This is a genomic window from Plantibacter sp. MMLR14_011, from assembly GCF_001865025.1.
Taxonomy (GTDB): Bacteria; Actinomycetota; Actinomycetes; order Actinomycetales; family Microbacteriaceae; genus Plantibacter; species Plantibacter flavus_A.
In genome coordinates, this window is the sequence record NZ_MJGW01000039.1 from 16461 (window position 1) to 43032 (window position 26572).

Genomic DNA, 26572 nt, shown 5'->3' on the forward strand with positions numbered 1-26572 from the left:
GCGACCCGGCCCTTCGCCCCCACGAACGAAGGAGTTCCCATGTCCCGGAGACCGATCATCGGCCTCGCCGCGACGGCTGCCGCCGCGGCACTCGTCCTCAGCGGCTGCTCCGGCGGTGCCGCCAACGACGACGGCAAGCCGAACGGTGAGATCACCGTCCTCACCAACCGCACCGACCTCGTCGACACCACCTTCAAGGACTACGCGAAGGAGTTCGAGAAGCAGTACCCCGGCACCACGGTCAAGTTCGAAGCCCTGACCGACTACGAGGGCGACGCCAAGATCCGCCTCAACTCGAAGGACTACGGCGACGTGCTCCTCATCCCGTCCTCGAACGTCACGAAGGACCAGTACGCCAACTTCTTCGAGCCGCTCGGCAGCACCGAGGAGCAGTCCAAGACCTACCGCTTCGCGAACGAGGCCTCCTTCGACGGGACGGCCTACGGCGTCTCGACCTTCGGGTCCGCCATGGGCTACGTCTTCAACCGCGACGTCTGGACGAAGGCCGGCATCACCGAGCCCCCGGCAACCGAGGAGGAGTACCTGGCCGCGCTCGAGAAGATCAAGGCCACCGGTTCGATCCCGTACTACACGAACTACAAGGACGGCTGGCCGCTCGCGACGCTCGAGGGCAACCTCGGAGCGGTGCAGGGCCCGAAGGTCCGCACCGAGATGATCGCGACCGACAGCCCGTGGACCGAGGGCAACGACCAGTACAACATCGACGGCCTCCTCTTCGACACCGTCGCCGCCGGTCTGAGCGAACCCGACCCCACCACCACGAACTGGGAGGAGTCGAAGAACCTTCTCGCCTCCGGTGAGATCAGCTCGATGGTCCTCGGCTCGTGGGCCGTCTCGCAGATGCAGGACGCCGCAGAGAAGGCCGGCGAGTCCCGCGACGTCATCGGCTTCTGGCCGATGCCGTGGAAGACCGACGAGGGCTTCACCTCCGTCACCGCCTCCGACAAGTTCCTGGCGGTCAGCAAGTACTCCAAGAACAAGGCGACCGCGAAGGCGTGGATCGACTGGTTCACGAACGAGTCCGGCTTCGCCGCAAGCCAGGGTGCGATCAGCCCGGTCATCAGCGACCCGGCACCCGACACGCTGTCCGACTTCGCCGACCTCGGTGTCACCTACCTGGAGCTCGCTCCCGACCCGGTCGGCAAGGAGGCCGTGATCAACGACATCGCGAACGCCGCCGAGATCGACCTCTTCGGCAACACCTACCGCCAGAAGCTCATCGACATCGCCCGCGGCGCCGCCGACGGCGACAAGGAGAGCGCCTTCGCCGACCTGAACGAGCGCTGGGCGGCAGCCCGCGCCGACGTCGCCGAGTAGCACCCGACCGGCGCCCGGGCCCACGAACCCCCTCAGCGGACCTCCGGTCCGGCGGGCCCGGGCGCCATCCACCCACTCCAGCGAATCGAAGGCAACGAACATGGTCACAGTCCAGGGAGCGTCACCCGCCACCCGAGCGGTGGTGACGAACCATCCACGCCGCGCGCGCACACTGCGGCCGGGCAGACCGCCGAAGGCCACCGGCTCGCGCGTCACCCCCTGGCTGTTCCTGGTGGTGCCGCTCGCCTTCCTGATCGTGCTCACCTACGTGCCGGTCGCGAACATGTTCTGGTACAGCCTCACCTCGTGGGACGGCCTGGAGCCCGAGCAGGAGTTCGTCGGCATCGACAACTTCGTGCAGATCTTCACGAAGCCGGAGATCTTCCAGGTCTTCTTCGTCAGCCTGTACTACCTCGTCGGTGCCGTCGCCCAGCTCGTCCTGGCCCTCTACCTGGCCACGCTGCTGAGCTTCCGCACCCGCTTCAAGAACCTCTTCAAGGGCGTCATCTTCTTCCCGTACCTCATCAACGGGGTCGCGATCGGTCTGGTCTTCCTCTACTTCCTCCGACCCGGCGGCACCCTCGACGCCCTGCTCGCGGCGGTCGGTGTGCAGGACACCCCGCAATGGTTGGGCGACCCGTCCTTCGTGAACGCGTCCCTCGCGGCGACCTCGGTCTGGCGGTACATGGGCCTCAACTTCGTGCTCTTCCTCGGCGCCATCCAGTCGGTGCCGTCGGAGCAGTACGAGGCCGCCGACCTCGACGGTGCCAACTCGTGGCACAAGTTCCGCTTCATCATCCTGCCGAGCATCCGGCGCATCCTCGGCCTGTCGTTCATCCTGGCGATCGCCGGGGCCCTGTCCGCCTTCGAGATGCCGTACATCATGACCGGCGGTGCCAACGGCTCCGAGACCTTCGTGATCCAGACCGTGAACACGGCCTTCAAGTTCTCCAAGGTGGGGCTGGCGTCGGCCATGGCCGTCGTGCTGCTGCTGATCGTCCTCATCATCACCTTCGTCCAACGCCGGGTGTTCCCCGACGAGAAGGGAGGCGAGTCGTGACCGCCACCACCGACCGACCGGTCTCCGCGTCCGCTCCCGAGCCCCGCACCCCGCTGCGGCGGACGAGGCGCGGGCCGAAGCGTCCACAGGGCGCCGGCGCCCTCACCGCGACGACGATCAAGTACGCCTCGCTCATCATCGCGAGCCTCTTCGCCGTCGTCCCCCTCGCCACGATCTTCATGCTCGCGTTCAAGACCGACCGCGAGCAGCGGACGACCGGCCCGCTCACCCCACCATCGAACTGGTTCAACTTCGACAACTTCGTCGTCGCGTTCGATCAGGGCGGCATGGTCACCGGCTTCCTCAACACCGCGATCATCCTGCTCGTCTCCGTCGCCGGGACGATCCTGATCGGCACCATGTCGGCGTACGCGCTCGACCGGTTCCGGTTCCGCGGCCGGAAGCTCGTCATGGGGCTGTTCCTGCTCGCGACGCTCGTCCCGTCGGTGACCACGCAAGTGGCCACGTTCCAGGTCGTTTCGGCGCTCGAACTGTTCAACACCCGCGGCGCCGCGATCCTGCTGTTCATGGGGACCGACATCGTCGCGATCTACATCTTCCTGCAGTTCATGCAGTCGATCCCGGTGTCCCTCGACGAGGCCGCGATGCTCGACGGTGCGAACCGCTTCACGATCTACTGGCGCATCATCCTCCCGCTGCTGAAACCCGCCGTCGCGACGGTCGTGATCATCAAGGGCATCGCCATCTACAACGAGTTCTACATCCCCTTCCTGTACATGCCGTCGCAGGACCTGGGGGTGATCTCCACCTCGCTGTTCCGGTTCATGGGACCGTTCGGCGCCCAGTGGCAGATCATCGCGGCCGGGACGATCCTCGTGATCATCCCGACGCTCGTCGCCTTCCTCTTCCTGCAGCGATACATCTACAACGGCCTGACCTCTGGAGCAACCAAGTGAGCATCATCGACACCGCCACCGTCCGTCCCCTGACCACCCGCCTCCTGCACGAGGGGTGGAGTCTGCGTGCGGTCGGCGGTGCGGTCCCCGAGGCCTTCGTCGGGACGAGCGTCCCCGCGACGGTGCCCGGCCTCGTGCACACGGACCTCCTCGACGCAGGGCTCATCCCCGACCCCTTCCTCGACCGCAACGAGCACCTCGTGACGTGGATCGGATCGACGGACTGGGAGTACCGCACCACCTTCGCCTGGGAGCCGGACGGCCACGACCGGCACGACCTCGTGTTCGAGGGACTCGACACCGTCGCCACGGTCACGGTGAACGGCTCGGTCGTCGCGACCACGCGGAACCAGCACCGCACCTACCGCATCGACGTCGGCGCCGTCCTCCGCGAGGGCGAGAACGACCTCGTCGTGCACTTCGCGTCGCCCGTCGCAGCCGCCGACGTCGCGAGCCTCGAGATCGGCTACCGCCCGCACACCTACTCCCACCCGTTCAACGCCATCCGCAAAGCCGCCTGCAACTTCGGCTGGGACTGGGGGCTCGACGCCGCGTCCTCCGGCCTCTGGAAGCCCGTGAGTCTGCAGTCCTGGTCGACGGCCCGGCTCGCCTCGGTGCGTCCGGTCGTGACCGTCGACGGCGGCGAGGGCCGGGTGGCCGTGCACGTCGACGTGGAACGCGCCGACGACGGTGATGTCGCCCTGGCGCTCTCGGCCACGGTCGCCGGCGTGGACGCCGAGGTCGTGCTCCCGGCCGGTGCCGGTTCCGCCGTCGTCGAGCTCACTGTCCCGGACGCCGAGCTGTGGTGGCCACGCGGCTACGGCGAGCAGCCGCTGTACGACCTCGACGTCGCGCTCGGGCAGGACGAGGCACGCCTCGGCGAGTGGTCGAAGCGGATCGGCTTCCGGACCGTCGCCGTCGAACTCGAACCCGACGCGGAGGGCACCTCGTTCCGCTTCGTCGTGAACGGTGAGGCCGTGTGGGTGCGCGGCGCCAACTGGATCCCCGACGACGCCTTCGTGACCCGCGTCGACCGCGCCCGGCTCGCGCGCCGGATGGACCAGGCCGAGTTCGCGAACCTCAATCTGCTCCGCATCTGGGGTGGCGGCTACTACGAGTCCGACGACTTCTACGAACTGTGCGACGAGCGCGGGATCATGGTGTGGCAGGACTTCCTCTTCGCCTGCGCGGCCTACGCCGAGGAGGAACCGCTGTGGAGTGAGGTCGAGGCGGAGGCGCGCGACAACATCACGCGCATCATGCCGCACGCGAGCCTCGTGCTCTGGAACGGCAACAACGAGAACATCTGGGGCTTCGAGGAGTGGGGCTGGGAGAAGCGCGTCCAGGGCCGCACCTGGGGCATGGGCTACTACCTCGACCTGCTGCCGCGGCTCGTCGCCGAGCTCGACCCGGCCGGCAACTACACCGCGGGCAGCCCCTGGTCGGGAACGCCGGACATCCCGGCCAACGACCCGGACCACGGATCCGTGCACCTGTGGGAGCTGTGGAACCGCGTCGACTACCCCGCCTACCGCGACGTCTCGCCGCGCTTCGTGGCCGAGTTCGGTTGGCAGGGGCCGGCGACGTGGTCGACGATCGGGCGGGCCATCTCGGACTCGCCGCTCACGCCGGAGTCGCCCGGCATGATCCACCACCAGAAGGCGATCGACGGCAACGACAAGCTGACCGACGGACTCGTCGCCCACCTGCCGCTCCCGGACGACACCGAGGACTGGCACTGGGCGATGTCGCTCAACCAGGCGAACGCGGTGACGGTGGCGATCGAGCACTTCCGGTCCTGGAGCCCGCGCTGCATGGGATCGATCGTCTGGCAGTTGAACGACTGCTGGCCCGTGACCTCCTGGGCCGCCGTCGACGGCGACGAGCGCGCCAAGCCACTGCTCTATGCGCTCAAGCACGTCTACGCCGATCGCCTCGTGACCGTCCAACCGCGTGGCGAAGGCCTCGTGGTCGCCGTCCTCAACGACGGAGCGGACGCCTGGGCGGACGAGCTCGTCATCCGACGCCTCCGGTTCGACGGGACGGAACTGGCCTCCGTGCGGGTCCCGGTCGACCTGGACCGACGCTCCTCGACGCTCGTCGAGATCCCCGAAGCGGTCGCGGTCGCGGGATCGACGACCGACGAGGTGCTCGTCGCCACCCTCGGTGCCGAACGCGGCTTCTGGTTCTTCGCCGAGGCTCGCGTGTCTGCGCTCCCCGCTCCACGCCTCAGCATCGAGATCGCTCGCGAGGAGGGCGGGTACGCCGTGACCGTCGCGGCGGAGTCCTTCCTGCGCGACCTCACCCTGCTCGTGGACAAGGTCGACCCGGCCGCCGTCGTCGACGACCAACTCGTGACGCTCCTGCCGGGTGAGCGCGTGACGTTCCGCGTGCGGACCGAAGCCGAACTCGGCGAGGACGAGCTCCGGTCGACCCGGGTCGTCCGCACGGCGAACCAGCTGGTCGAGGACTGGGCGCGGTGACCCTGGCGGACATGACCGGGAGGCAGGACCCGTCGGGATCGATCGCGCTCGCGGTCGACCTCGGCGGTACCAAAGTGGAGGCGGCACTCGTCACGGCCGAAGGCGTCGTGGTCGAGGGCAGCGCGCACCGGGCGCCGACCGGGCCCGATGCCGGGCGCCGGGCGCTCGAGGACGCCGTCGACCGGGTCGTCCTCGCCTCGGTCGCACACCTGCCGGACGGGTCCGCGCTCGTCGGCGTCGGCATCGGTTCCGCCGGCCCGGTCGACCTGGAGCGCGGGACGGTCAGCCCCAAGAACCTCCCGCAGCTGCACGGCTTCGACCTGCGCGCGCACGTCGGGAGGCTGCTGCCGGACGCCCCGGTGGTGGTCCGGCTCGACGGCACCTGCATCGCCCTCGCCGAGCACTGGCTCGGAGCGACGCGTGGCACCGAGAACTCGATGGCGATGATCGTCTCGACCGGGGTCGGCGGAGGGGTCATCCTGCACGGCCGCCTGATCGCGGGCCGCAGCGGCAACGCCGGCCACATCGGTCAGGTGCAGATCGCCTCGCGGGACGCGCGGACGTCCGCCGACGACGCGACCCTGGAACGCATCGCCTCCGGTCCGCGGAGCGTCGCCTGGGCCCGGTCCATGGGCTGGGACGGGCACACCGGGGAGGAACTCGCCGTCGCGGCGGCCACCGGCGACCCGATCGCCCGTGCGGCCGTCGTCCGCTCGGCCACGGCTGTCGGCCAGGCCATCGCCAGCGCCGCGACCCTCCTCGACCTCGAAGCGGTCGCCGTGGGCGGCGGGTTCACCGCCGTCAGCCCCGACTACCTCGACCTCGTCCGCGCCGCGGTGCAGGACGCCATCGTGCTCGACTACGCCGCCGACGTGGTCGTCACGGGTTCCGCCCTCGACGGCGCCGGACCGATCCTCGGCGCCGCAGCACTCATCCACCGACCGGAGGCTCTCGGCCTCCCGGCGAACGACCTGATGCACCATCCCAGACGAAGGAGCCTGGCACGATGAACCGCACCACCGACCCGCACCATCCCCGTCGCAGCGCCCGAGGACGTCTCGCGGCGGGCGTACTCGCCGCGGCCGTCACCGCCGCGCTGCTCCCGGCGCTCGCGACCCCCGCCGCCGCTGCGCCCACCGACTGGACGTCGCTCAACACCTCGTTCGTCGAGCGTGACGGCTCCCGGCTCGTGCTCGACGGCGAGACCTTCCGCTTCAGCGGACCGAACATCTACTGGCTCGGTCTCGACGAGAACGTGGGCGGGGTCGACTACCCGACCGCCTTCCGTATCGCCGACACCCTCGACGCGGCGGCACGGATGGGCTCGACCGTCGTCCGGACGCACATGATGACCTCGACCGGTCAGGACGGCGCGAACCCGCTCGCCATCATGCCGGCCCTCGGGCAGATGAACGAGGAGGCGTTCGCCACGATCGACTTCGCCATCGCCTACGCGGGCAAACTCGGGATCCGGCTCGTCCTCCCGCTCACCGATGAGTGGGAGTACTACCACGGCGGGCATCGCGACTTCACGACGCCCTACGGCCTGTCGTCCGCCGACTTCTACACCGACGAGCGTCCGATCGCCGCCTACCAGGCGTACGTCGACGCGATCCTCCAGCGGACGAACGCGCTCACCGGCGTGCCGTACACCGCGGACCCGACGATCATGGCGTGGGAACTCGGGAACGAGTTGGAGGGGATGACCGCGCCCTGGATCGACCGGCAGGTCGCATTCATCAAGGAACGCGCCCCGCAGCAGCTTGTGGCGGCCGGACGTCGGTTCGACATCGATCCGGACACGCTCGCCGCGCCGGGGCTCGACATCGTCGACGTGCACTATTACCCGCCCACCGCCGCACGCGTCTCCGCGGACGCGGCGACGGTCACCGCCGCCGGCAAGGTCTACCTGGCCGGCGAGTACGCCTCGACGGCTGCGAGCCCGGCGCTCCTCGAACCGCTCGTCGCCGACCCGAACGTGACCGGCATGCTGTTCTGGTCGCTGTTCGGCAACAACGACCGTGGCGGGCTCGTGCCGCACGACGACGGCTTCACGATCCACGCTCCCGGTGCGACCGACGCCGAGCGCGCCCGGGTCTCCGCGATCACCGCCTACGCCGCCGCGATCGGTGCCGTTCCGGCCGCTCCCGCCGTCGGGACGCCGCTCATCACGGCGATCGACCGGGCGAACGGCATCAACACCGTCCGGTGGCGTGGTGCCGGCGGTGCAGTCTCGTACCGTGTCGAGCGGACGATCGACGGAACGGCTTGGACGCCGGTCGACACGGGTGTCCTCGCCGCCGACGCGGGATCGGCGACGGACTTCGGATCACCCGCGGGCGCCGTCTACCGGGTGGTCGCCCTCGACGCGGCCGGCGCGGTCGCCGATCTGTCGGACCCGGTCCCGACCGAGACCGACACCCGCGTGCTCGTCGACCCGCTCGAGTCCTGGCTGCTGACCGAAGCGCACGACGACCTGGCGATCACGCCCCGTGCCGACGGGACGAGCGTGACGGCGGTCGCCGACGGTGCCAGCGTCACCTGGAAGCAGGACCGACTGTCGGCGGCGGCGTTCGCGGTCTCCGGGTCGGTCGTCGTCGAGTCCAGCGCCGACGGTTCGACCTGGCAGACCGCGGCGACCGAGGCCGGCGTCGGCGGCGCGGTGGTCGCACGCGACCTCGTCGGCCCGTACCTGCGGGTGACCCTCGCCGCGGGCGCGACGCTGTCGCGGGCCACCATCTGGTCGGCGGTGGACGCCCCGAGCGGACCGCCCGCGGCGTTCGGTTCGACGTCGCCCGTACCGGGCACCGTCGACGTGACGGCGACGCCGACCTTCAGCTGGGAGCCGTCGGCCGGCGCGGCGTACTACCGCTTCACGCTCTCCCCGCAGGCCGATCTTGGGAACCCGGTCGTCGTCGTCGACGGCGTCGGGACGACTTCCATCACGCCGACGGTCTCGCTCACGGCAGGGCAGCGGTACTGGTGGTCGGTGTCCGCGGTCAACGGGGCCGGGACGACCGCCACGAGCACGGGAGCCTCCGACTTCCTGATGAAGGCCCTCCCGAGCGAGCCGCTCGTCGTGGAGGACTTCGAGTCCTACCCCGACGACGCCGCACTCCAAGCCGCCTATGTGCGCAACGTCGGCGGTGGAGCGATCACGCCGACGCTCACGAGCAACCCCGACTCGGGGTCGCAGGCGATGTCGGCCGCCTACGACCTCGCCGGTCCCGGCTACGCCGGTGTCGTCCGGACCTTCCAGACGCCGCAGGACTGGTGGGGGTACAGCGGCCTCGAGCTCTGGGTGCAGGGGACGCCGGGCGACGACGTCACCGTCCAGTTCGTGACGCGGGGGACGTACTGGGAGACGGTCGCGCCCATCGTGGGCGAGGGCTGGCAGCTGGTCGAGATCCCGTTCTCGGACTTCGCCCCGCCGGCGTGGGCCGGTGAGGCGGCGTTCGACCCCACCTCCGTCACCCAGATCGGGTTCTACCTCGGCGGCGAGGGGACCGGCACGCTGCTGGTCGACGACGTCACCACGATCGTCGCTGCGGTGGACCCGGGACCCGGCACGGGCGAGCCGGGTACCGGACAGCCCGGCACCGGCGAGGCCGGAGGCTCGAACGCCGGCGCCACCGACGCTCCCGCGGGCGACCTCGCCCGCACCGGCCTCGAGGCGACGCCGTGGATCGTCGGCGTTCTCGCGCTGCTCGCCATGGGCGGTCTGCTGCTGTTCCGCGGTCGTCGGCGCGTGCACGGATGACCCTGCACCGCATCACGAGCGACCCCCGACGGTACGCATGGGGTTCGACGACGGCCATCCCGGAGCTGCTTGGCGTGCCGGCCGACGGTTCGCCCCAGGCCGAGCTCTGGCTCGGGGCGCACCCCGACAGCGTGACCACCCTCGTCGACGCGGAGGATGGCGGCCCCGCGAGCCTCAACGACTGGCTCGCTTCGGACCCCGACGCGGCCCTGGGTGGACGGGACCGGTTGCCCTTCCTGCTCAAGCTCCTGGCCGCGGCTGGTCCTTTGTCCCTCCAGGTCCACCCCACCCCGGACCGCGCCAGGGCCGGGTTCGCGGACGAGGAGCGCCGGGGCGTGCCCCGGGACGCGCCGCACCGGAACTACAAGGACGCCTCGCACAAGCCGGAGATCATCGTCGCCCTCCAGGACGGCTTCCGTGCACTGTGCGGATTCCGTGCGACAGACCGGTCGCAGGCGTTGCTCGTCCACCTCGCCGGCCTCGTCGAGGGGACCGACCGGCGGGTGCTCGAGACACTGGCGGGGCAGTTGCTCGACGCCGGTCTGGAACACACGGTGCGGGCGGTGCTCGAACGACGGACGCCCGGCGTGGTCGCCGCCGTCGTCTCGGCCGCGCGTACCGACACCGATCACCCACGCTGGGCGGCCGAGCGCGAGCTCGTCCGGCAACTCGCCGAGGAGTACCCGGGCGACCCGGGCATCGTCGTCGCGGTGCTCCTCAACCTCGTGACACTGAACGAGGGCGAGGCGTTGTTCCTGCCCGCGGGCAACATCCACGCCTACCTCTCCGGCTTCGGGGTCGAAGTCATGGCCTCGAGCGACAACGTGCTCCGTGGCGGGCTGACGCCGAAACACGTCGACGTCCCGGAACTGCTCGCCGTCCTCGAGTTCGAACCGGTGCCGGTCCCGTTCGTCGAGCCGGTCGTCCGGCCGGAGGGCGGGCTCGTCTACCCGGTGCCGGTCGACGACTTCGAACTCGTCAAGGTCGACCGGGGGACGGCGGGCGACCTCGCTCGCGGCAGGGCGGCCGTGATCGTCGTGACCGCCGGTACCGCGCGCGTGGAACAGGGCCCGGACACGGTGGTGCTGGAGCGCGGTGCTGCGGTGTTCGTCTCGCCGGGCCCGGACCCGGTGACCGTGTCCGCGGACGGGACGGTGTTCGTCGCCACCGGCTGACCGGCCAGACTGGACCCATGATCACCATCCACCTCCGCTACCAGATCGACCCCGAGCAACTCGACACCTTCACCGAGTACGGGCGGCGCTGGATCCGCCTCGTGAACCGGCTCGGTGGCGACCACCACGGCTACTTCCTCCCCGCGGAGGGCGACAACGACGAGGCGTTCGCGCTGTTCAGCTTCCCGTCGCTCGCCGCGTACGAGCAGTACCGCATCGCCGCGGCGACGGACCCGGAGTGCGTCGAGGCCTACGAGCTCGTGCGGGGCACCGGCTGCATCGTGCGCTTCGAGCGTCGTTTCCAGACGCCGCTCTTCGGCGATGAAGCGGACCTCCGACCCTGAGCCTCAGTGGCCCTGAGCCTCAGTAGGGCGCGCGGAACGTCAGGGTGAACCGGGTCGGCGCGTCCTCGGTGAGGAGGGACCCGTTCAGGAGTTCGGCGCGTTCGCTCAGGCCGACGAGGCCGTGGCCCGCGGACGACCACGAGCTGTCCGACGCGCGTGCGGGGCGGGTGTTCCGGATGACCACGGTGACCTCGTCGGCGGAGGCTTCGGCGCGTACGTCGACCGCGGCCCCCGGCGCATGCTTGCGCGCGTTCGTCAGCCCCTCCTGCACCGTCCGGTAGATCGCACGCTGCAAGGGTGCGGGGAGGCCGTCCGGCAACTCGATGGCGGAGGTGACGGCGATGCCGCTGTCCGCGATCAACCGGTCGAGGTCGTCGACCGTCGGTTGCGGGGCCAGCGGCGCGTGTCCGGTCTCCGCGCGCAGCAGCGTCACCATGTCCCGCAGCTCGTCGAGTGTGCGCGACGCGAGCGACCGGATCGTCACCGCCATCCGCTTCGTCGCGGGTTCCTCGGTCTGCACCTGGATCGCACCGGCCTGGACGGCGATCAGACTGACCTGGTGGGAGACGACATCGTGCATCTCCCGGGCGATGCGCGTGCGCTCCTCGACGAGGACGTCGGAGGCGATGCGCGCCCGCTCGCTGCGTCGTATCTGCTCGAGGTCGCGGATGCGGTCGAACAGTTCGCGGCGGGTGCGGACGAGCAGACCGAAAGCGATCGGCGCCGCCGCGTAGAGCGCGGCGTACACGATGGACAGGATCGTGTAGTTGGGCGAGGTCCACCCCCACCACGGCACCGCGGCGAGGACGAAGACGACGGCGCCCGTCGTGACGAGCCGCCAGCGTCGATGCTCCCGCACCGCGACGGAGAACAGCGACGCCAACCCGGCCAGGGTGGCGAGGTTGAGGGTGAAGGCCGGCACGGCGAGGAGGAGCGACAGCCACGGCCAGCGTCGCCGGAAGATGAGGCCGACCGCGGCGGCGATCGCCAGGCCGGACTCCCAGGGCGTCGCCCACTCGAGCGTCGTCAGGCTCTCGACGGCCGCCGCCGCGATGAGGGCGAGTTCGAGGAGGACCGACCAGAGCCGGGAGCGCCGCTTCACCGCGGGGTCGCCTCGTCGCCGCGGACCCCGGCACGCTCGGCGATGATCGCGGCTTCGAGTCGGGTCGTCACCTCGAGTTTGCCGAGGATCGCGCTCACGTGGTCCTTCACGGTCGCGCGGCTGAGGTGGAGTGCCTCGCCGATCTCGGTGTTGGACGCGCCGGTCCGGAGCGCCGCGAGCACGTCCTGTTCGCGGACAGTCAGCGCGGACAGTCGCTTCGCCGCCTCGCGGTCGGCGGTGCGGGCGAATCCGCCGACGAGTGTCCGGGACACCTGCGGGGACAGCACGATGCCGCCAGCGGCGAGGGATCGGAGCAGCATCGGGAGCTGCTCCGGGTCCGTGTCCTTCACGAGGAACCCCGCGGCGCCGCTGCGGAGGGCGCGTGCGATGTAGTCGTCGGAGTCGAAGGTGGTCAGGATCGCGACGACGGGCGGGTCGTCCCAGGTCTGCAGTTCGTCGAGGATGTCGAGCCCGTCACGCCCTGGCATGCGGACGTCCAGGAGGACGACGTCGGGACGGCTCGAGCGGATCGCCTCCACGGCGCCGATCCCGTCGACCGAGGCGACGACCTCGATGTCCTCGACGGCACCCAGGATGAGTTCGAACCCGGACCGTACCAACGCCTCGTCGTCGACGATGGCCACTCCGATCACGGTGTCCTCCTCAGTTCGACTCTCACCCTACGAGTCCCGAGAACCGCGCGGCGACGGCCAGGAGGCCGAACCCGCCAGGTGGCGGGGGTGGAATAGCCCGCAGCAGGATGTGGACGGAACGCCGCGCCGTCGATACTGAGTCAACCGGGTCGGTCGACGCTGCCCGGCGCGTCGGGGTCCAGGATGCCGGCGCAGAGCCAGCGCGATCTGCATGGGGGACCACACGTGAGACCACGACGAGACAGCGGTGCGCGTCGTCGCTCGTCCGCAGACCAGCTTCCCACGGTCGGCATCGGGATCATTGCGACCGTCGTCATCGTCGCGGCCGTCGTCCTCGTCGTCGGTTTCATCGTCGTTCTCGCGCTGGGTGGCCGTTGACGGCGATCGCATCACCACGCCTCGCGTGGAGTCGACTGGCTCGAGCCGCGATGCGCACGTCGATCTGACGAGTCTCCGCCGCGTCAGCCCGCCCGCACCTGTCGGCCACGCGAGTCGATGTCGGGCACCGTGGCGGTGGTCGCCGCTTCGCGCGAGCCGAGGACGGTGAGCGCATGCTCGACCGCCTCCCGCACGCTCAAGCCGGTCGCCGTGAGGGTGTTCAGCTGCGCGAGGGCCTCGGGATCCACGATGACGACCGAGACGGGCGACTCGGGCCCCGCCTCGCCCACGGCGGACCCGGCGCGAGCCCGACGGGTGGCGAGCCCGCGAGCGATCCACGCCCGGTTCCGCTCGACGTCGATCTTCAACAACCGTTTGTTGTTCCGGACCCGTTCGGCGACGAGTCTGCCCTCGTGGATGTCGGAGTACACCTGCCAGCGTGGGTAGAGGAGCCGGGTCGCGAGGTCGGTCGGTCGCAGGGGGACCGGGAGGTCGTCGATGAAGTCCTGCAGCACGGCGTCCGCGAGCGCGGCGCGGAGCGGTCGCCGCTGCAGCACGTCATCGGGCGAGGTGGGGAACGGCAGGGTCATGGGGATCCGGTGGTCAAGGGTCGGGTGTGATCCAGTGTCGCTCCGGGTCCTGGGTCCGAGATGGATCCCGCCTGGAAACCACCCCGGAACCAACCCCTGCAAGCCGTTGACCGTGCCGATGCGCATCTCACCGCACGGACCTGATCGGCAGCACGGCGAGTCCGCCCAGGACGGCGAACACGATCGCCGCGAGATACAGCGCGTGGTAGTTCTCCCCGCCACCGAGCGCGAGTAGGGGGACGGCGACGATCGGTACGAGCAGCTGCGGGAGTTGATACGAGAGGGAGACGATGCCGAGGTCCTTGCCGGCCTCGTCGAACGACGGCAACACCTCCGTCATGAGGGCGATGTCCACGGACACGTAGGCTCCCTGAGCCGCTCCGACGATGAAGATGCCGACGAGGAACACGGTGACGTCGGGGGAGACGATCGCGACCCCGAGCCCGACGGCGCTCAGCAGGCTGGAGACGAGCACGATCGGTTTCCGTCGCCCGGTCCGGTCGGAGATCCAGCCGAACAGCACCGTCATGACGATGTTCCCGACCGTGAAGATGATGAGCGCGTTCGCCTGGACCCCCGATGCCTGCTCCTTCGGGATGCCCAACTGGTCGATGATGAAGAACAACAGGTAGATCGACACCGAGACGATCGACATCGTCACGAGCAGCCGGCAGGCCCAAGCCCAGAAGAAGTCGCGGTAGCGCACGGGGTTCAGCCAGTACGTGGACAGGACGTCGGCGAGGCGCAGCGGCGGAGCGGGTACCGTCCGCACGATGTCCCGGAGCCCGAACACGAGCGCGGTGCTCAGGACGCCGCCGATCAGGCCCGGGACGACGAACCAGGTCCACCGCGCGTCATTCGGGAGGGCGGCGACGATCTGCGCACCGACGATCAGGGCGAGCCCGCCCGAAACGCTGGCGGCGGCCGCGACACGCGCTCGGATCCGCGCCGGGATCTGATCGGCGAGCAGCGCGTGCACCGCCATGTTCGTCGCACCGAAGCCGAGCTGCACGATGCTCCAGCCCAGGATCGTCACCGCGAGGCTGTCACCCGTCGCCAGGATCGCGACCCCACCGAGCGCCACGATCGCGCCGCCGAGCATCCACGGTCGCCGCATCCCGAAGCGCGAACGTGAACGGTCGGACAGCCGGCCGAACAGCGGCGTGATGATCATGATGACGATGCCACCGACCGCCGCGACGATCGAGAGGTTCGTCCCCTTCGTCGCGTCGTCGAGGAAGGCGAGGGCCTTCGGGATCGACGCACCGCTGATGGTGCCGAGCGCCAGCGTGACCCCGAACCAGGCCAGGACGAACAGCGGCAGGAAGCCGCGTGCCTGCGGTGACCCGGGGACGGCGTCCGGATCGACCGCCGCGACGGGGACGGCGTCACCGATCCGCGGCTCCGGCTCGGCGGGTTCTGTGGACGGACCGGTGGGTGGGGTGTGAGCTGACATCATCGTCTCCTCGGCTGGATCGGCTCTGGCGTGAGCGGGTTCGTCCCGTAGGCCTCACGGAGCGCGGTGGCCTGGACCGCCTGCCACTCCCTCGCCCCCTCCATGACGGCCGTGAGACCACCAGACGCATGGACGTGCCCGTGCCCGATCCACGTCATCGTCGGAACCCCCGCCTCCATGAGTCGGCGTCCGTACGCCAGACCTGCGTCGCGGAGCGGGTCGTGCTCGGCGACCTGGATCAGTGTGGGCGGCAGGCCCGAGAGGTCGTCGGCCTCGAGCGGGGAGGCGTAGGCGTCCACCGCCCGCGGACTGCCGAGATACAGCGGCACGAGTGCCTCCGCGTCGTCCAGTCCGAACCCGCGCGCATACCGTGTGGCGGAGTCGCCCGATGGGGTCAGCGACACCGCGGGGACCTCGAGCGCCTGATGGACGAGCGGGAGATCACTCGAGTCACGCAGGTGGAGGACGGCGCTCGCCGCGATCCCGCCGCCCGCCGAGTTGCCGGCGATGCCCAGGCGGCCTGGGTCGACGTCGAAACGGCTCGGGCCCGCTTCGGTCGTCAGGACCCGAAGGGCGTGGACGGTGTCGTCGACGGCGGCCGGATAGGGGTGCTCGGGTGCGAGCCGGTATCCGAGCGCGACGACCTGGATCCCGGCGGCGAGCGCCCGGGCGGCGAGGAGGCGGTCGTTCAGGAGCTCGTGGACGGTGCCCGACGTGAAGCCGCCGCCGTGCAGCGCGAGCTGGGTCGGCGCCGGAGACGGGAGTCCTTCCGGGCGGTATCGGCGGAGCTCGAGCGGCCCGGCCGGTCCGTCGATCCAGCTCGTGGTGATCTCGACCGACGGCGGCGCGGGTTCGGTGAACTCCTCCGCCAGGAGGTCGGAGAGCCGCCGCGCCGCCTGCCGACGGAGGACCAGGTCCGAGGAGCGGAGTGCCGGCAGCTGCTCCGCGTGCTGCTCGATCCGCCCAGCCCAGGCGAGGACACCCGGATCCAGCCGCAGCTCCTCCACGGACGTCACCGCGAGGCCTCCGCCGGCTCGCGGAGCGGCGCACCGTAGCTCGCCGGCTCCTCGTGCAGCGTCCGCAGGGTCGTGATGACGTCGCGATGCAGGTGGTCTGCCGCCGGGACGTGACCGGTCAGCCCGCCGGAGGTGTGCGTCTGCCCGATGTACCGGACGCAGCTCACCGGCACGCCGGCCTCGCTCAGCACGCGGGCGTAGGCCTCGCCGTCTCCGCGGAGCGGGTCCATCTCCGCCGTGTAGATGACGGCCGGCGGCAGATCCCGGTGGTCGGTCGCGAGGAGCGGCGATGCGTACGGTTCGCGCTGCGTCGCCCGGTCCGGCCCCAGGTACTGGAGCACGAGCTGGCGCGCGAGGCGACGCAGGATGGCACCCGGGACCTGCGTGATCCCCCGGGCGTCGAGGTGTCCGCGGGTCAGGTCGAGTGACGGCGCCTCGAGCAGCTGCAGCCGGATCGGTCGTTTGGCGCGGTCGCGGTTCATGAGGGTCACGGCGGCGGCGAGGTTCCCGCCCGATGATGCACCGCCGATCGCGAGTCGGTCGGGGTCGCCGCCGAGTGAACGTGCGTGCTCGGCCGCCCACTCGAACACGGACCAGCACTGCTCCGGCTGCGCGGGGTACCGGACCTCCGGGGCCAAGGAGTACTCGCCGGCGACGATGATGACACCGGCCTCCCTGGCGCGGCGACGGAACCCGGCATCCCAACCGATCCAGTCGATCCCGGCGATCGTGAAGCCACCGCCGAAGAAGTAGACGAGGACGGGCCGACCACCGGACGCACCGTCGGCGAGGGCTGGGAGTCGCTGCTGGTCGGGCCAGTAGACGCGGAGCCGTGCGTCAGGGTGGCCGGGCACGTGGACGGTGTGGTCCTCGGTCGCCGCCACGAGGGTCTCGGTGCCGAGCGCCTCGGAGGACACCCGGTCGAAGGCGGCCGCGTGTGCACGCCGGCCGACGGGATCCTTCGGCTCGGGCGTCTGCTGCAGTGATGCCAGACGCCCGGTGACCGCCGTGACGAACGCGTCGACGGTGGGCTTGCTCCGAGCCATGGTGTTCCTCCGATCCCGGCATCGATGCCGTGTCCGGTTCGAGTATCCGTTATCGAAGAACTTCGATCAAAGAACTTTTTACGGGCTAGGATCGACGGAGGAGGTGCGCCATGGACGAGCGACCGCAGAAGGCCACGATCTACGCGGTGGCCAAGCGTGCTGGCGTGAGCATCTCCACCGTCTCCCTGGCCATCAACCACCCGCAGCGCGTGAACGAAGCGACGCGACGATCGGTCATCGCCGCGGCGACGGAGCTCGGCTACCGAGGTGGCGCCGCCGCGAGCGGCGCTCAGCGGATCGCCGTCGCGGCGCCGTTCTCGAGTTACGCCTCCTACTACCGGCGACTGTCGGGGCTCATGGAGCGCGCCGCGACGGACTCCGTCGAGATCGTCGTGCACGACCTCCCCTCGGCGGCGGGGAGCGACAGTCCCGTCCTCGACGCGCTGCCCATGCGTGCGGGGATCGACGGCATCATCGTGATGGGCGTGCCGCTGTCACCGGCCGCGTTGGAGTCGAAGGCGCTCCCCGGCCCGCCCGTCGTCCTCGTCGACGTCCCGGACGGCGCGCAGCGGCGGCTCGGGCTGCCCTCGGTCCTGATCGACGACGAGCAGGGTGGTGAACTCATCGCTCGACATCTCGCGGAGCTCGGTCACGAACGCGTGGTGTTCCTCCACGAACCGCAACGCTCCGAGGAGTACGTGTCGGCCGGCATGCTGCGGGCGCGCGGCCTGGGTCACCTGCTCTCCGTCTCCGAGGCCGTGGCCGACGTCGCCGCGACGGACCTCGTCGAAGCCGTCGGTGCCGCGCTCGAGCGGGCGTTCCGGGCCGACCCGGAAGCGACCGCCGTGGTCGCCAACCACGACGAGCTGGCCGCCGCCGCGCATCGGGCGTTCCGCGTCACCGGCGCGCACCTGCCCGAGGGGCGCTCGCTCGTCGGCTACGACGACGGACCGCTGGCGTCGGCGCTCGATCTCACGACCGTCCGCCAGCCGTTCGAGGAGTCCGGGTACGCGGCGCTCGATCTCCTGCTCGGTCGGCTCTCGGGTGAGCACGCCCGCGTCTCATCGGTCCAGCTCGCACCCGACCTGGTCGTCCGAGGCACCACCTTCCGCGTCTGACCCCGACCCCGCGAGCGCCCGCCGCCGCGACGCTGTTAGCCTCGACGCACGAACACCACCGTTGAGGGAGGAATCGTCATGGGCAACGACGCCGGACGACAGGACCGAGCACGCGCAGGATCGGGGCGGGACGGAGCGGTGCAGCCCGCGGGCGGCGGGGAGGCGGAACCCGTCCTGGTCCAGGATCCGGAGCTGCCGCCCACGGCGGTCGACGAGGCCGACCTCGCCCCGAGATGGACCCCGGCGAAGGTGATCCTGTGGGTCGCCATCGCCCTCCTCGGCGGTCTCGCCTGGACGATGCTCGCCCTCGTCCGCGGTGAGACGGTCAACGCGATCTGGTTCGTCTTCGCGGCGGTCTGCACCTACCTCATCGCCTACCGCTTCTACTCGAAGCTCATCGAACGCAAGCTGCTGCGCCCCGACGACCGACGAGCGACCCCGGCCGAGTACCTCGCCAACGGCAAGGACTTCGTCCCCACCGACCGCCGGGTGCTCTACGGCCACCATTTCGCGGCGATCGCCGGTGCCGGTCCCCTCGTCGGCCCGGTGCTCGCGGCACAGATGGGCTACCTGCCCGGCACCATCTGGATCATCATCGGCGTGATCCTGGCGGGTGCCGTGCAGGACTACCTCGTCCTCTTCTTCTCGATGCGCCGTGGCGGCCGCTCCCTCGGCCAGATGGCGCGCGACGAGCTCGGCGTGATCGGCGGGACGGCGGCGATCATCGCGACGCTCGCGATCATGGTCATCATCGTCGCGATCCTCGCCCTCGTCGTCGTCAACGCGCTCGGCGAGAGCCCGTGGGGTGTCTTCAGCGTCTCGATGACGATCCCGATCGCGCTCTTCATGGGCGTGTACCTGCGGTTCATCCGGCCGGGCAAGATCACCGAGATCTCGATCATCGGTTTCGTCCTGCTCATGTTCGCGATCGTCGCCGGCGGCTGGGTCGCCGAGACCGAGTGGGGTGCCGCGGCGTTCACCCTCGACCGCACGGTCATCGCCGTCGGGATCATCGTCTACGGCTTCGTCGCCGCGATCCTGCCGGTGTGGCTGCTCCTCGCACCACGTGACTACCTCTCCACGTTCATGAAGATCGGCACGATCGTCATGCTCGCGGGAGCGATCGTCCTCGTCCGCCCGGAGATCACGGTCCCGGCGTTCAGCGAGTTCGCCGGTGGCGACGCCGGCCCGGTCGTCAGCGGCTCGCTGTTCCCGTTCCTCTTCGTCACGATCGCGTGCGGCGCCCTCTCCGGCTTCCATGCGCTCATCGCCTCGGGCACCACGCCGAAGCTGATCGAGAAGGAGCGCCAGACCCGCTTCATCGGATACGGCGGCATGCTCATGGAGTCGTTCGTCGCGATCATGGCCCTCGTCGCGGCACTGTCGATCGACCGCGGCATCTACTTCGCGATGAACTCCTCCGCGGCGGCGACAGGTGGCACCGTCGAGGGGGCGGTCGCGTTCGTGAACTCGCTCGGTCTCGCCGGGGTCAACCTCACGCCCGACGTGCTCACGCAGACCGCGGCGAACGTGGGGGAGGAGTCGATCGTCTCCCGCACCGGCGGTGCGCCGACGCTCGCCCTCGGCCTCGCGCACATCATGCAGCAACTCATCGGCGGCACGTCGCTCATGTCGTTCTGGTACCACTTCGCGATCATGTTCGAGGCGCTGTTCATCCTCACCGCCGTCGACGCCGGGACGCGCGTGGCGCGCTTCATGCTGCAGGACACCTTCGGCAACATCATCCCGAAGTTCCGCGACCCGGACTGGCGGATCGGAGCGTGGATCTGCACTGCGGTGATGGTGGCGGCGTGGGGAGCGATCCTCATCATGGGCGTCACCGATCCGCTCGGCGGCATCAACACCCTCTTCCCGTTGTTCGGCATCGCGAACCAACTGCTCGCCGCCATCGCGCTCGCCGTCTGCATGGCGATCGTGGCGAAACGCGGGAACTTCCGGTGGCTGTGGATCGTCGCCGTCCCGCTGGCCTTCACCGCCGTGGTCACCATCACCGCGTCGATGTTCAAGATCTTCTCGCCGGTTCCGGCCGTCGGCTACTGGGCGCAGAACGCGGCGTTCCGCGAGGCGCTCGCGGCGGGCGAGGACAGCTTCGGCAATGCGCCGACGCGGGCGGCGATGGAGGCGGTCGTGCGGAACACCACCGTGCAGGGAGTGCTCTCGATCCTGTTCGTGACCCTCGCGATCATCGTCATCTTCTTCGCGATCCTCCACACGGCGCGGTCGTTCCGCTCGGGTGGCGGGCCGAGTTCGGAGGATCCGGCGCTGCCGTCGCGCCGGTACGCGCCGTCGGGTCTCCTCGCCACGAAGGCGGAGAAGGCGCTCGAGCGCGAGTGGTCGACCGTGGACGCCGATAAGCGACCCGCGCGGTCGGGGCACTGATGGCCGGCATACGACGGGGCTGGGCCGCGCTGCGGTGGTTCGTCACCTCGCTGATGGGCGACACCGCCTACGCCACCTACGTGGATCACCAGCGTCGCGTCCATCCCGACGCAGCCGTTCCGGACGAGCGCACGTTCTGGCGAGAGCGCTTCGCGGAGCAGGACCGGACGCCGGGCTCGCGCTGCTGCTGAGTGGCGGCTGCTGTCGATGCGATTCAGGCCCGTGAGCGTTGCTTCCAGCCGGTGAGCCGCTGGAAGCGCCGGCCGTCGATCGGGACGGTGCGGTCGATCATCGAGAGCGTGGCCCGGTGGGTCCCGCCGACGACCCGGGTGGCCTGCTCGGTGGCGGCCGCGACGCGTTTGGCGACCATACCGACCGTGCTGGCTTCACCCTTGAACCCCCACACCGTCGTCGTGTGGAGGACGGAGCCGTACTCGGTCGGCCGGACGGCGACGGGCACCGCGCACCGGGCGAACGGCCGGCGCACGCCGAGCAGCGAGAGGAGCGGCACGACCTCCAGGGCGAACCCGCTCCAGTTCGAGGCGGCGTCGTCGCCGATGACGGCGTAGCGGATGGTCCAGGGGTCGGCGGTGAACTCCTCTGGAGCCACGGCGAAGCCGTCCGCTTGCAGCGTCGACAGCATGGCCGTCAGGGTGTCGGTCGGTGGAAGCGGTGAGACGACCTCATGGAAGCGCACCATCGATCCCACGGAGAATGCGTGGCCGCTCACGCCGGAGTCCCTACTGGTCCACCGCGTGGACGGAGAGCACGACCTGCTCCTCCGGCACGAGTGCCTCGAGTGCCTTGCGAGCGCTCGGGTAGTCGCGACCCTCGGCCTCGATGGTGCGGGTGGCGGTCGGACGGAAGACCGCGGTGCCGACGAGGTCGCCGTTCACTCGGCCACCGCCGTGCAGTCCGGCGAGGGCGTGCCCGGGAGGGGTGGAGGCGATGACAGCGGCACGCAGAGCGGCGACGTCGGGTGCGGAGGCTTCGGTGGTGATGGTCGCGCGGTCGCGGACGGTGGCGATGAGCTTCACCCCTCCAGCCTACGGAACGTCGTGAATCCGCCGCACCCCCCGCCGATCCCTGAGCACCCTCCTCCGGTCCCTGAGCCTGTCGAAGGGCAGACGGACAACCTCACGAACTCGGCGCCATTCTCCTCCGGTCCCTGAGCCTGTCGAAGGGCACACGAGCAACTTCATGGTCACCCTCACTCGGCATCTGGAATGTCAGTGGTCCATGGTGGACTGGAGCCATGATCGAGACCACCTCCGCAGTTCGAGCTGGCGACGAATACGCCGCGCAGCTCGCGGAGTTCTCGGACCACTACGCGGACATCCAGCGTCGGCGTGCGGCGCTGGACGCCGAGGAGGCCCGGCTCCTCGCCCGTTCCGCCGCCTACGCGGACGCTTTCGCCGACGCCACGGTCCCGGCGATCTTCCCGCCGGCGGAACGGCAGGCCCTGTCCCGTCGTTCGACGTGTGCGGCGCTCGCGATGGCGACCCGCACCCCTGAGCGGACCGTGCAGCGTGCGACGAACGACGCCGAGCGGCTCGTCAACGACGCACCGGCCGTGCTCGCCTCCCTCGAGGCCGGTCGCATCTCGGCCAGGCACGCGCAGACGATCATCGACCAGCTCAGTGACGTCCCGACCGAAGGGCGGCCAGTATTCCTCGCGGAAGTCCTGCCGGTTGCGGAAGCGTCCACCAACGCGAACCTTCGCAGGCACGCCCGAGTGCTCCGGGAGCGGCCCCACCCCGAGTCCATCACCGCTAGAGCGGTCCGCTCGGAGGCGGACCGCCGGGTGGAGTTCGAGCCCGCAGCGGACGGCATGGCCTGGGTGCATCTCTTCACCACCGCCCCGATCGCCCAGGGCATCCTCGAGCGCATCGAAGCAGCGGCCTCAGAATCACGCGCATCTGGCGACAACCGCACCTGCGCCCAGCTGCAGGCCGACGCCCTGGCGGCGCTTGCCCTCACCGGTGTGACACCCGACGACGTCATGTCGAGCCCGGTACTTCCGCACCCGATCGAGGTGCAGGAGCACATCAAACCGACCGTGCAGATCACGGTCCCGGCGCTCACGATGGCCGGCGTCTCCGATGCACCCGGCATGCTCGACGGCTACGGCCCCATCGACCCGGAGACCGCCGCCCGTATCGCGGTGAACGCACCGAGCTTCACCCGGATCCTGGTCCAGCCCGAGACCGGCGCGGTCCTTTCCGTCGGGCGGAATCAGTACCGCGTTCCGGCCGACCTCCAACGCGCTGTACGCCTGCGGGACGGCACCTGTCGGGCACCCGGTTGCGGAAGACGGGCCCGGGCTTGCGACCTCGATCATTCGGTCGCGTGGGAGGACGGCGGGACGACGGATGTCGGGAACCTCGCCTGTCTCTGTCGACATCATCACCGGATGAAGCATCTCCCCGGTTGGAACCTCGACCACAGACCCGGCGGCGTCCTCGAGTGGACGACACCCGACGGAAAGCACCACCGGACCGAACCGGACCCCGCACCGTTCTGACCCCGCCGACGAGGGGTTTCTCGTGGGCACTTCGACAAGCTCAGTGACCGGGGAGTGTGCCGCACACGCTGGTCCCTGAGCCTGTCGAAGGGCGGTCGGGTCGCACGCTCAGCGGGCGAGAAGGTGTGCCCGGACATGCGCGGCTCCTGTAGCGTCGAGACGAGCTGTACCTCAAGGTCGCTTGAGGTCGATTCGAGGAAGCTGGTGGAACGCGGTGCACAGCCCCGACGAGTTGCTCAGTGTCGGCGAGATGAGTCGTCGCACCGGCGTCGCGGTGTCGGCGCTGCACTACTACGAGCGGCTCGGCCTCATCGGTTCCGAACGGACCACCGGCAACCAGCGGCGATACCCCCGGCACATGCTGCGCCGCGTCGCGCTCATCTCGGTCGCGAAGCGACTCGGTATCCCGCTCGAAGACGTGGCGGAGGCGTTCGCCGATGTGCCGCTCTCCAGCACCCCGAGTCACGAGGACTGGCAGCGCGCGTCTCGCCGCTGGCAGAAGGTCCTCGAACAGCGTCGGCGCGGGATCGAGCAACTCGAACGCGAGCTCACCGGCTGCATCGGCTGCGGCTGCCTCTCGATGAAGGCGTGCACGCTCCTCAACCCCGACGACGAACTCGGCGACACCGGCACCGGCGCCAGGCGAATCCCGGTCTGAGTGCTGCCGGCCCGGTGCTCAGCGTTCGCGGAGTTGCCCGAACGTGCCGGGATCGACCGGCCGCAGCCGCTTCGGCAGCCCCTCGACGACGAGCAGGTACGACTCCGTGACGAGGTCGTCGACGAACGCCGGTTCGAGCTCACCGTCCGGCTTGAGCGAGATCCAGTGTCGTTTGTTCATGTGGTAACCGGGGATGATGTCGGGGAAGGCCTCGCGCAGGCTGCGGCTGTCCTCGGGCCTCGCCTTCAGGGTGACGATGGGTTGGCCCGTCGCCCCCGTCTGCAGCATGAAGACCTTGCCGCGCACCTTGTAGACGTCCCACTCCTCGCCGAACGGGTGCGTCAGCTCCGCACCGGGGAGTTCGTCGGCGCGGCGTGCCGCCCGGTCCTGCAGCTCCGAGCCGTGCATCGTGGTCCTCCTCGGTGTCGGTGTCGGTGTCGGCGTCGGCGTCAGCCCTGGCCGGTTGCCGGACGGAGCCTGGCGAGGTTCGGGAGCGGCGACCAGGCGCCCAGGCGCGGGTAGTCGATCGTCACGCCGGCGACGCCCAACTCACCGAAGGAGAGCACCCAGTCGATCGCGCCCGGCATCGGGACCGCCAGCAGCGACACCGTGGCATCGGACGGGACCAGGCCGTTCGCGTAGGCGGCCTCCTGCGCCCGCGTCCCGCTGCTGTAGATGCAGAGCAGGTTGCCGGGCTCCGCGGCGATCGCATAGGGCCGAGGGTCGTCCTCCGGACCGCGGTTGATGAAGACCCACCGGTCGAGTGCGGCGACCGCCCGCCAGAGCCGGATCTGCGCGTCGATGTCGTCCGGCGCCGCCCGGCAGGCCTCGTTCAGTGCGTCGAGCTCGGCCAGTACCTCGGGAGCGGGTTCGAGGGTGCGGCCCTGGTTCGGCTGCTCTGGGACGTCGGTCTGCTCATCGACCGGGCTGCCATCGTTCGGGCTGCCGTCGCGGCGGAACGGGTTCTTCATGGTCACTTCCTCGTGGCTCGGGATCCGGGTTCGGAGACGTGACCAACGCTATCGCAGTGGTCCGACGGGAAGCCGGAGGTTCAGAACGCACTCCCGAAGGCGAGGGCTTCCGCCGCTGCCTGCGCCGGCGAGCCGAAGAACGCCGGGCCGTGTCCGGGCAACACGACGGAGGCCGGAAGTCCGGCCAGCGTGGTCAACGACTGGCGGGCGCGCTGCAGGTCGCCGTGGAACATCTCGGGGAGCAACTGCGGACCGTCGTGAGGGCTGGTGGGGTGGGCGGTGACGAGCGCGTCGCCCGCGACGAGGACACCATGCTCGACGAGGAGGAATCCGAGGTGCCCGCGCGTGTGGCCGGGGAGGGGGAGCGGGCGGACCGCGACCCCGAGGATCGCCCGGAGCTCGGGCACGTCCTCGATCGCGGTGACCGACGCCGGCGGCACGACCTCGAGTCCGCCGGCCTCGACGGCGTGGCTGACCCAGTCGGCGACCCCGGGACGCTCGAGGTGGGGTTGGACGTCGGCGAGCCCGACCTGCTCGAGCACCTCCCGGCGGACGTTGGGGATCTCGTCGCGGGACGCGAGGATGTCACACTCCGCCAACCCGGCGATGAACGTCGCGTTGCCGATGTGGTCGCTGTGTCCGTGGGTGAGCAGGATCGCCCGCACGTCCTCGACCGCGTAGCCGAGCGCGCCGAGGGTCGCGGTGACGGCTGCACCGTCGCCGGGGTAGCCGGTGTCGATGAGGACCGGCCCGAGGTCGCCCTCGACGATGATCCAGTTGACGGACGGGCCCTGCACGAGGTGCACGCGATCCGCGACCGTGGTGCTGCGGGTGGTGCCGTTCGGCACGGCGTCGATCTGGGACATGGGCGTCCTTCCGATTGCGGAGACGGGGTTCGGGGGAGGGGTCGATGCCCGGGGAGGTCAGTGCTCAGCTGGCCCGGCGACGAGCTCATGAGCGGCCGCCGCGGCGGTCGTCGTGGCTGCGGCGCCGGCGGGATCGACGGTCGCGAGGATCGGCCGGATCAGGGTGATCAGTCGCTCACTGAGATCGGCCGCATCGTCGTCGCCCACCGTCGTGGTGACGAGTCCGAAGCAGGCGTCGAGCAGGACGTCTGCGACGCCGTCGAGGTCGGGGAGGTCGAGATCGTGCGCTGCGGCCTCCATGCGGAGGTTCGTACGCGTGTAGGCCCGCCAGTCGAACACCGTGTAGACCGGATCGTCCATCCGCGGCAGTTCGTGCAGGAGCCGGATGGCGCCCATCGCGATGGGGGACCGCTGCGCTTCCTGCGCGGAGGCGAGGATCATCGTCACCCAACGGAGCGCGCCGTAGGGCACCCCGATCCGTGCGTCCGCCGCCTGCCACCGTTCGTCCTGCTCCGCGATCACCGCGTGCGCGAGGCTCCGCTTCGACGGGAAGAGGTGGTACCCGATGACCGACTTGGGCTTGCCCATGACGGACGCGATGCCGGAGAACGACGTCCCGGCGTAGCCGTTCCGGCCGAACTCGAGTCCGGCGGCGTCGATGATCTCGTCGCGGACCTGGTTCATCGCGTACTGGCGCAGACCGCTCACGAGCGCTCC

General features: G+C 70.2%; 26 protein-coding genes. 14 read left to right on the top strand and 12 right to left on the bottom strand.

What is annotated here, in order from left to right; genetic code table 11:
- Positions 1-39 precede the first annotated feature (39 nt).
- From BIU99_RS12800 to BIU99_RS12835, 8 genes are all read left to right on the top strand, one after another.
- Entirely contained in the window at positions 40-1338 is a 1299-nt protein-coding gene (locus BIU99_RS12800; protein ID WP_071261557.1) for an ABC transporter substrate-binding protein, read from the top strand.
- Positions 1339-1438: 100 nt separating this feature from the next.
- Positions 1439-2398 (top strand): carbohydrate ABC transporter permease, encoded by a 960-nt coding sequence (locus BIU99_RS12805; RefSeq protein ID WP_064295957.1) that lies wholly within the window; start codon positions 1439-1441, stop codon positions 2396-2398.
- On the top strand, positions 2395-3315 hold the full coding sequence (locus BIU99_RS12810; protein ID WP_064295958.1) for a carbohydrate ABC transporter permease: 921 nt from the start codon (positions 2395-2397) through the stop codon (positions 3313-3315). The genes BIU99_RS12805 and BIU99_RS12810 overlap by 4 nt, the downstream gene beginning before the upstream one ends.
- Positions 3312-5798: a glycoside hydrolase family 2 protein gene (locus tag BIU99_RS12815; RefSeq protein WP_254773619.1), complete on the top strand. Its 2487-nt coding sequence runs from the start codon at positions 3312-3314 to the stop codon at positions 5796-5798. Before BIU99_RS12810 ends, BIU99_RS12815 begins: the two co-directional genes overlap by 4 nt.
- An 11-nt stretch (positions 5799-5809) precedes the next feature.
- A complete protein-coding gene (locus BIU99_RS12820) occupies positions 5810-6808 on the top strand; it encodes an ROK family protein (protein ID WP_071261838.1) in 999 nt (332 codons plus the stop codon).
- Positions 6805-9558 (top strand): CIA30 family protein, encoded by a 2754-nt coding sequence (locus tag BIU99_RS12825; RefSeq protein ID WP_071261558.1) that lies wholly within the window; start codon positions 6805-6807, stop codon positions 9556-9558. The genes BIU99_RS12820 and BIU99_RS12825 overlap by 4 nt, the downstream gene beginning before the upstream one ends.
- Entirely contained in the window at positions 9555-10733 is a 1179-nt protein-coding gene (gene manA, locus BIU99_RS12830; RefSeq protein WP_071261559.1) for a mannose-6-phosphate isomerase, class I, read from the top strand. The genes BIU99_RS12825 and manA overlap by 4 nt, the downstream gene beginning before the upstream one ends.
- Before the next feature lie 17 nt (positions 10734-10750).
- Entirely contained in the window at positions 10751-11077 is a 327-nt protein-coding gene (locus tag BIU99_RS12835) for an NIPSNAP family protein (RefSeq protein WP_071261560.1), read from the top strand.
- Between the two features lie 19 nt (positions 11078-11096).
- On the opposite strand, the gene BIU99_RS12840 is transcribed toward BIU99_RS12835, so the two are convergent.
- Both BIU99_RS12840 and BIU99_RS12845 read right to left on the bottom strand, forming a co-directional pair.
- Positions 11097-12179, bottom strand: coding sequence for a sensor histidine kinase (locus BIU99_RS12840; protein ID WP_071261561.1), 1083 nt, complete (start codon positions 12177-12179; stop codon positions 11097-11099).
- Positions 12176-12832 carry a response regulator transcription factor gene (locus BIU99_RS12845; RefSeq protein WP_064295963.1) on the bottom strand — a complete coding sequence of 219 codons (657 nt, stop codon included), beginning with the start codon at positions 12830-12832 and terminating at the stop codon, positions 12176-12178. Before BIU99_RS12845 ends, BIU99_RS12840 begins: the two co-directional genes overlap by 4 nt.
- A gap of 225 nt (positions 12833-13057) precedes the next feature.
- Between BIU99_RS12845 and BIU99_RS19980 the strand changes: the two genes are divergently transcribed.
- On the top strand, positions 13058-13210 hold the full coding sequence (locus BIU99_RS19980; RefSeq protein WP_157583494.1) for a hypothetical protein: 153 nt from the start codon (positions 13058-13060) through the stop codon (positions 13208-13210).
- An 83-nt stretch (positions 13211-13293) separates the two neighbouring features.
- Here the strand turns inward: BIU99_RS19980 and BIU99_RS12850 are convergent, their stop codons facing one another.
- The 4 genes from BIU99_RS12850 to BIU99_RS12865 form a co-directional block, all read right to left on the bottom strand.
- A complete protein-coding gene (locus BIU99_RS12850; protein WP_064295964.1) occupies positions 13294-13800 on the bottom strand; it encodes a hypothetical protein in 507 nt (168 codons plus the stop codon).
- A gap of 127 nt (positions 13801-13927) precedes the next feature.
- A complete protein-coding gene (locus BIU99_RS12855) occupies positions 13928-15256 on the bottom strand; it encodes an MFS transporter (RefSeq protein WP_175116868.1) in 1329 nt (442 codons plus the stop codon).
- Positions 15256-16272, bottom strand: coding sequence for an alpha/beta hydrolase (locus BIU99_RS12860; protein WP_071261562.1), 1017 nt, complete (start codon positions 16270-16272; stop codon positions 15256-15258). The genes BIU99_RS12855 and BIU99_RS12860 overlap by 1 nt, the downstream gene beginning before the upstream one ends.
- Positions 16269-17318 carry an alpha/beta hydrolase gene (locus BIU99_RS12865; protein WP_064295966.1) on the bottom strand — a complete coding sequence of 350 codons (1050 nt, stop codon included), beginning with the start codon at positions 17316-17318 and terminating at the stop codon, positions 16269-16271. Before BIU99_RS12865 ends, BIU99_RS12860 begins: the two co-directional genes overlap by 4 nt.
- A gap of 110 nt (positions 17319-17428) precedes the next feature.
- On the opposite strand from BIU99_RS12865, the gene BIU99_RS12870 reads away from it, so the two are divergent.
- The 3 genes from BIU99_RS12870 (at position 17429) to BIU99_RS12880 (ending at position 21027) form a co-directional block, all read left to right on the top strand.
- Entirely contained in the window at positions 17429-18436 is a 1008-nt protein-coding gene (locus BIU99_RS12870; RefSeq protein ID WP_071261563.1) for a LacI family DNA-binding transcriptional regulator, read from the top strand.
- A gap of 78 nt (positions 18437-18514) precedes the next feature.
- Entirely contained in the window at positions 18515-20836 is a 2322-nt protein-coding gene (locus tag BIU99_RS12875) for a carbon starvation CstA family protein (RefSeq protein ID WP_082916134.1), read from the top strand.
- On the top strand, positions 20836-21027 hold the full coding sequence (locus BIU99_RS12880) for a YbdD/YjiX family protein (RefSeq protein WP_064295968.1): 192 nt from the start codon (positions 20836-20838) through the stop codon (positions 21025-21027). The genes BIU99_RS12875 and BIU99_RS12880 overlap by 1 nt, the downstream gene beginning before the upstream one ends.
- A gap of 23 nt (positions 21028-21050) precedes the next feature.
- Here BIU99_RS12880 and BIU99_RS12885 read toward each other — a convergent pair whose 3' ends face one another.
- Positions 21051-21566, bottom strand: coding sequence for a hypothetical protein (locus BIU99_RS12885; RefSeq protein ID WP_139205434.1), 516 nt, complete (start codon positions 21564-21566; stop codon positions 21051-21053).
- Between the two features lie 10 nt (positions 21567-21576).
- Complete coding sequence (locus tag BIU99_RS12890; protein ID WP_064295970.1) at positions 21577-21873, bottom strand: hypothetical protein; 297 nt, start codon at positions 21871-21873, stop codon at positions 21577-21579.
- Positions 21874-22091: 218 nt separating this feature from the next.
- On the opposite strand from BIU99_RS12890, the gene BIU99_RS12895 reads away from it, so the two are divergent.
- The gene (locus BIU99_RS12895) at positions 22092-23360 is read left to right on the top strand and encodes an HNH endonuclease signature motif containing protein (protein ID WP_071261565.1); all 1269 of its coding nucleotides are present in this window, start codon (positions 22092-22094) and stop codon (positions 23358-23360) included.
- Positions 23361-23574: 214 nt separating this feature from the next.
- Positions 23575-24018, top strand: coding sequence for a redox-sensitive transcriptional activator SoxR (soxR, locus tag BIU99_RS12900; protein ID WP_255376695.1), 444 nt, complete (start codon positions 23575-23577; stop codon positions 24016-24018).
- Positions 24019-24036: 18 nt separating this feature from the next.
- Here the strand turns inward: soxR and BIU99_RS12905 are convergent, their stop codons facing one another.
- The 4 genes from BIU99_RS12905 to BIU99_RS12920 all read right to left on the bottom strand — a co-directional run bounded on the left by BIU99_RS12905 (position 24037) and on the right by BIU99_RS12920 (position 26563).
- Complete coding sequence (locus BIU99_RS12905; protein ID WP_071261566.1) at positions 24037-24426, bottom strand: MmcQ/YjbR family DNA-binding protein; 390 nt, start codon at positions 24424-24426, stop codon at positions 24037-24039.
- 41 nt (positions 24427-24467) lie between these two features.
- Positions 24468-24989: a hypothetical protein gene (locus BIU99_RS12910; protein ID WP_197479075.1), complete on the bottom strand. Its 522-nt coding sequence runs from the start codon at positions 24987-24989 to the stop codon at positions 24468-24470.
- Between the two features lie 80 nt (positions 24990-25069).
- Positions 25070-25855 (bottom strand): MBL fold metallo-hydrolase, encoded by a 786-nt coding sequence (locus tag BIU99_RS12915; RefSeq protein ID WP_071261568.1) that lies wholly within the window; start codon positions 25853-25855, stop codon positions 25070-25072.
- Between the two features lie 57 nt (positions 25856-25912).
- Entirely contained in the window at positions 25913-26563 is a 651-nt protein-coding gene (locus BIU99_RS12920; RefSeq protein WP_071261569.1) for a TetR/AcrR family transcriptional regulator, read from the bottom strand.
- Positions 26564-26572 lie beyond the last annotated feature (9 nt).

Bases quoted from the DNA above. Each gene is read 5' to 3' on its own strand.
- BIU99_RS12875 (WP_082916134.1), top strand. From the start codon at position 18,515: ATGGGCAACGACGCCGGACGACAGGACCGAGCACGCGCAGGATCGGGG.
- BIU99_RS12855 (WP_175116868.1), bottom strand. From the start codon at position 15,256: ATGTCAGCTCACACCCCACCCACCGGTCCGTCCACAGAACCCGCCGAG.
- BIU99_RS12905 (WP_071261566.1), bottom strand. From the start codon at position 24,426: ATGCACGGCTCGGAGCTGCAGGACCGGGCGGCACGCCGCGCCGACGAA.
- BIU99_RS12870 (WP_071261563.1), top strand. From the start codon at position 17,429: ATGGACGAGCGACCGCAGAAGGCCACGATCTACGCGGTGGCCAAGCGT.
- BIU99_RS12895 (WP_071261565.1), top strand. From the start codon at position 22,092: ATGATCGAGACCACCTCCGCAGTTCGAGCTGGCGACGAATACGCCGCG.
- BIU99_RS12800 (WP_071261557.1), top strand. From the start codon at position 40: ATGTCCCGGAGACCGATCATCGGCCTCGCCGCGACGGCTGCCGCCGCG.
- BIU99_RS12835 (WP_071261560.1), top strand. From the start codon at position 10,751: ATGATCACCATCCACCTCCGCTACCAGATCGACCCCGAGCAACTCGAC.
- BIU99_RS12880 (WP_064295968.1), top strand. From the start codon at position 20,836: ATGGCCGGCATACGACGGGGCTGGGCCGCGCTGCGGTGGTTCGTCACC.
- BIU99_RS12825 (WP_071261558.1), top strand. From the start codon at position 6,805: ATGAACCGCACCACCGACCCGCACCATCCCCGTCGCAGCGCCCGAGGA.
- BIU99_RS12805 (WP_064295957.1), top strand. From the start codon at position 1,439: ATGGTCACAGTCCAGGGAGCGTCACCCGCCACCCGAGCGGTGGTGACG.
- manA (WP_071261559.1), top strand. From the start codon at position 9,555: ATGACCCTGCACCGCATCACGAGCGACCCCCGACGGTACGCATGGGGT.
- BIU99_RS12915 (WP_071261568.1), bottom strand. From the start codon at position 25,855: ATGTCCCAGATCGACGCCGTGCCGAACGGCACCACCCGCAGCACCACG.
- BIU99_RS12910 (WP_197479075.1), bottom strand. From the start codon at position 24,989: ATGAAGAACCCGTTCCGCCGCGACGGCAGCCCGAACGATGGCAGCCCG.
- BIU99_RS12865 (WP_064295966.1), bottom strand. From the start codon at position 17,318: ATGGCTCGGAGCAAGCCCACCGTCGACGCGTTCGTCACGGCGGTCACC.
- BIU99_RS12820 (WP_071261838.1), top strand. From the start codon at position 5,810: ATGACCGGGAGGCAGGACCCGTCGGGATCGATCGCGCTCGCGGTCGAC.
- BIU99_RS12850 (WP_064295964.1), bottom strand. From the start codon at position 13,800: ATGACCCTGCCGTTCCCCACCTCGCCCGATGACGTGCTGCAGCGGCGA.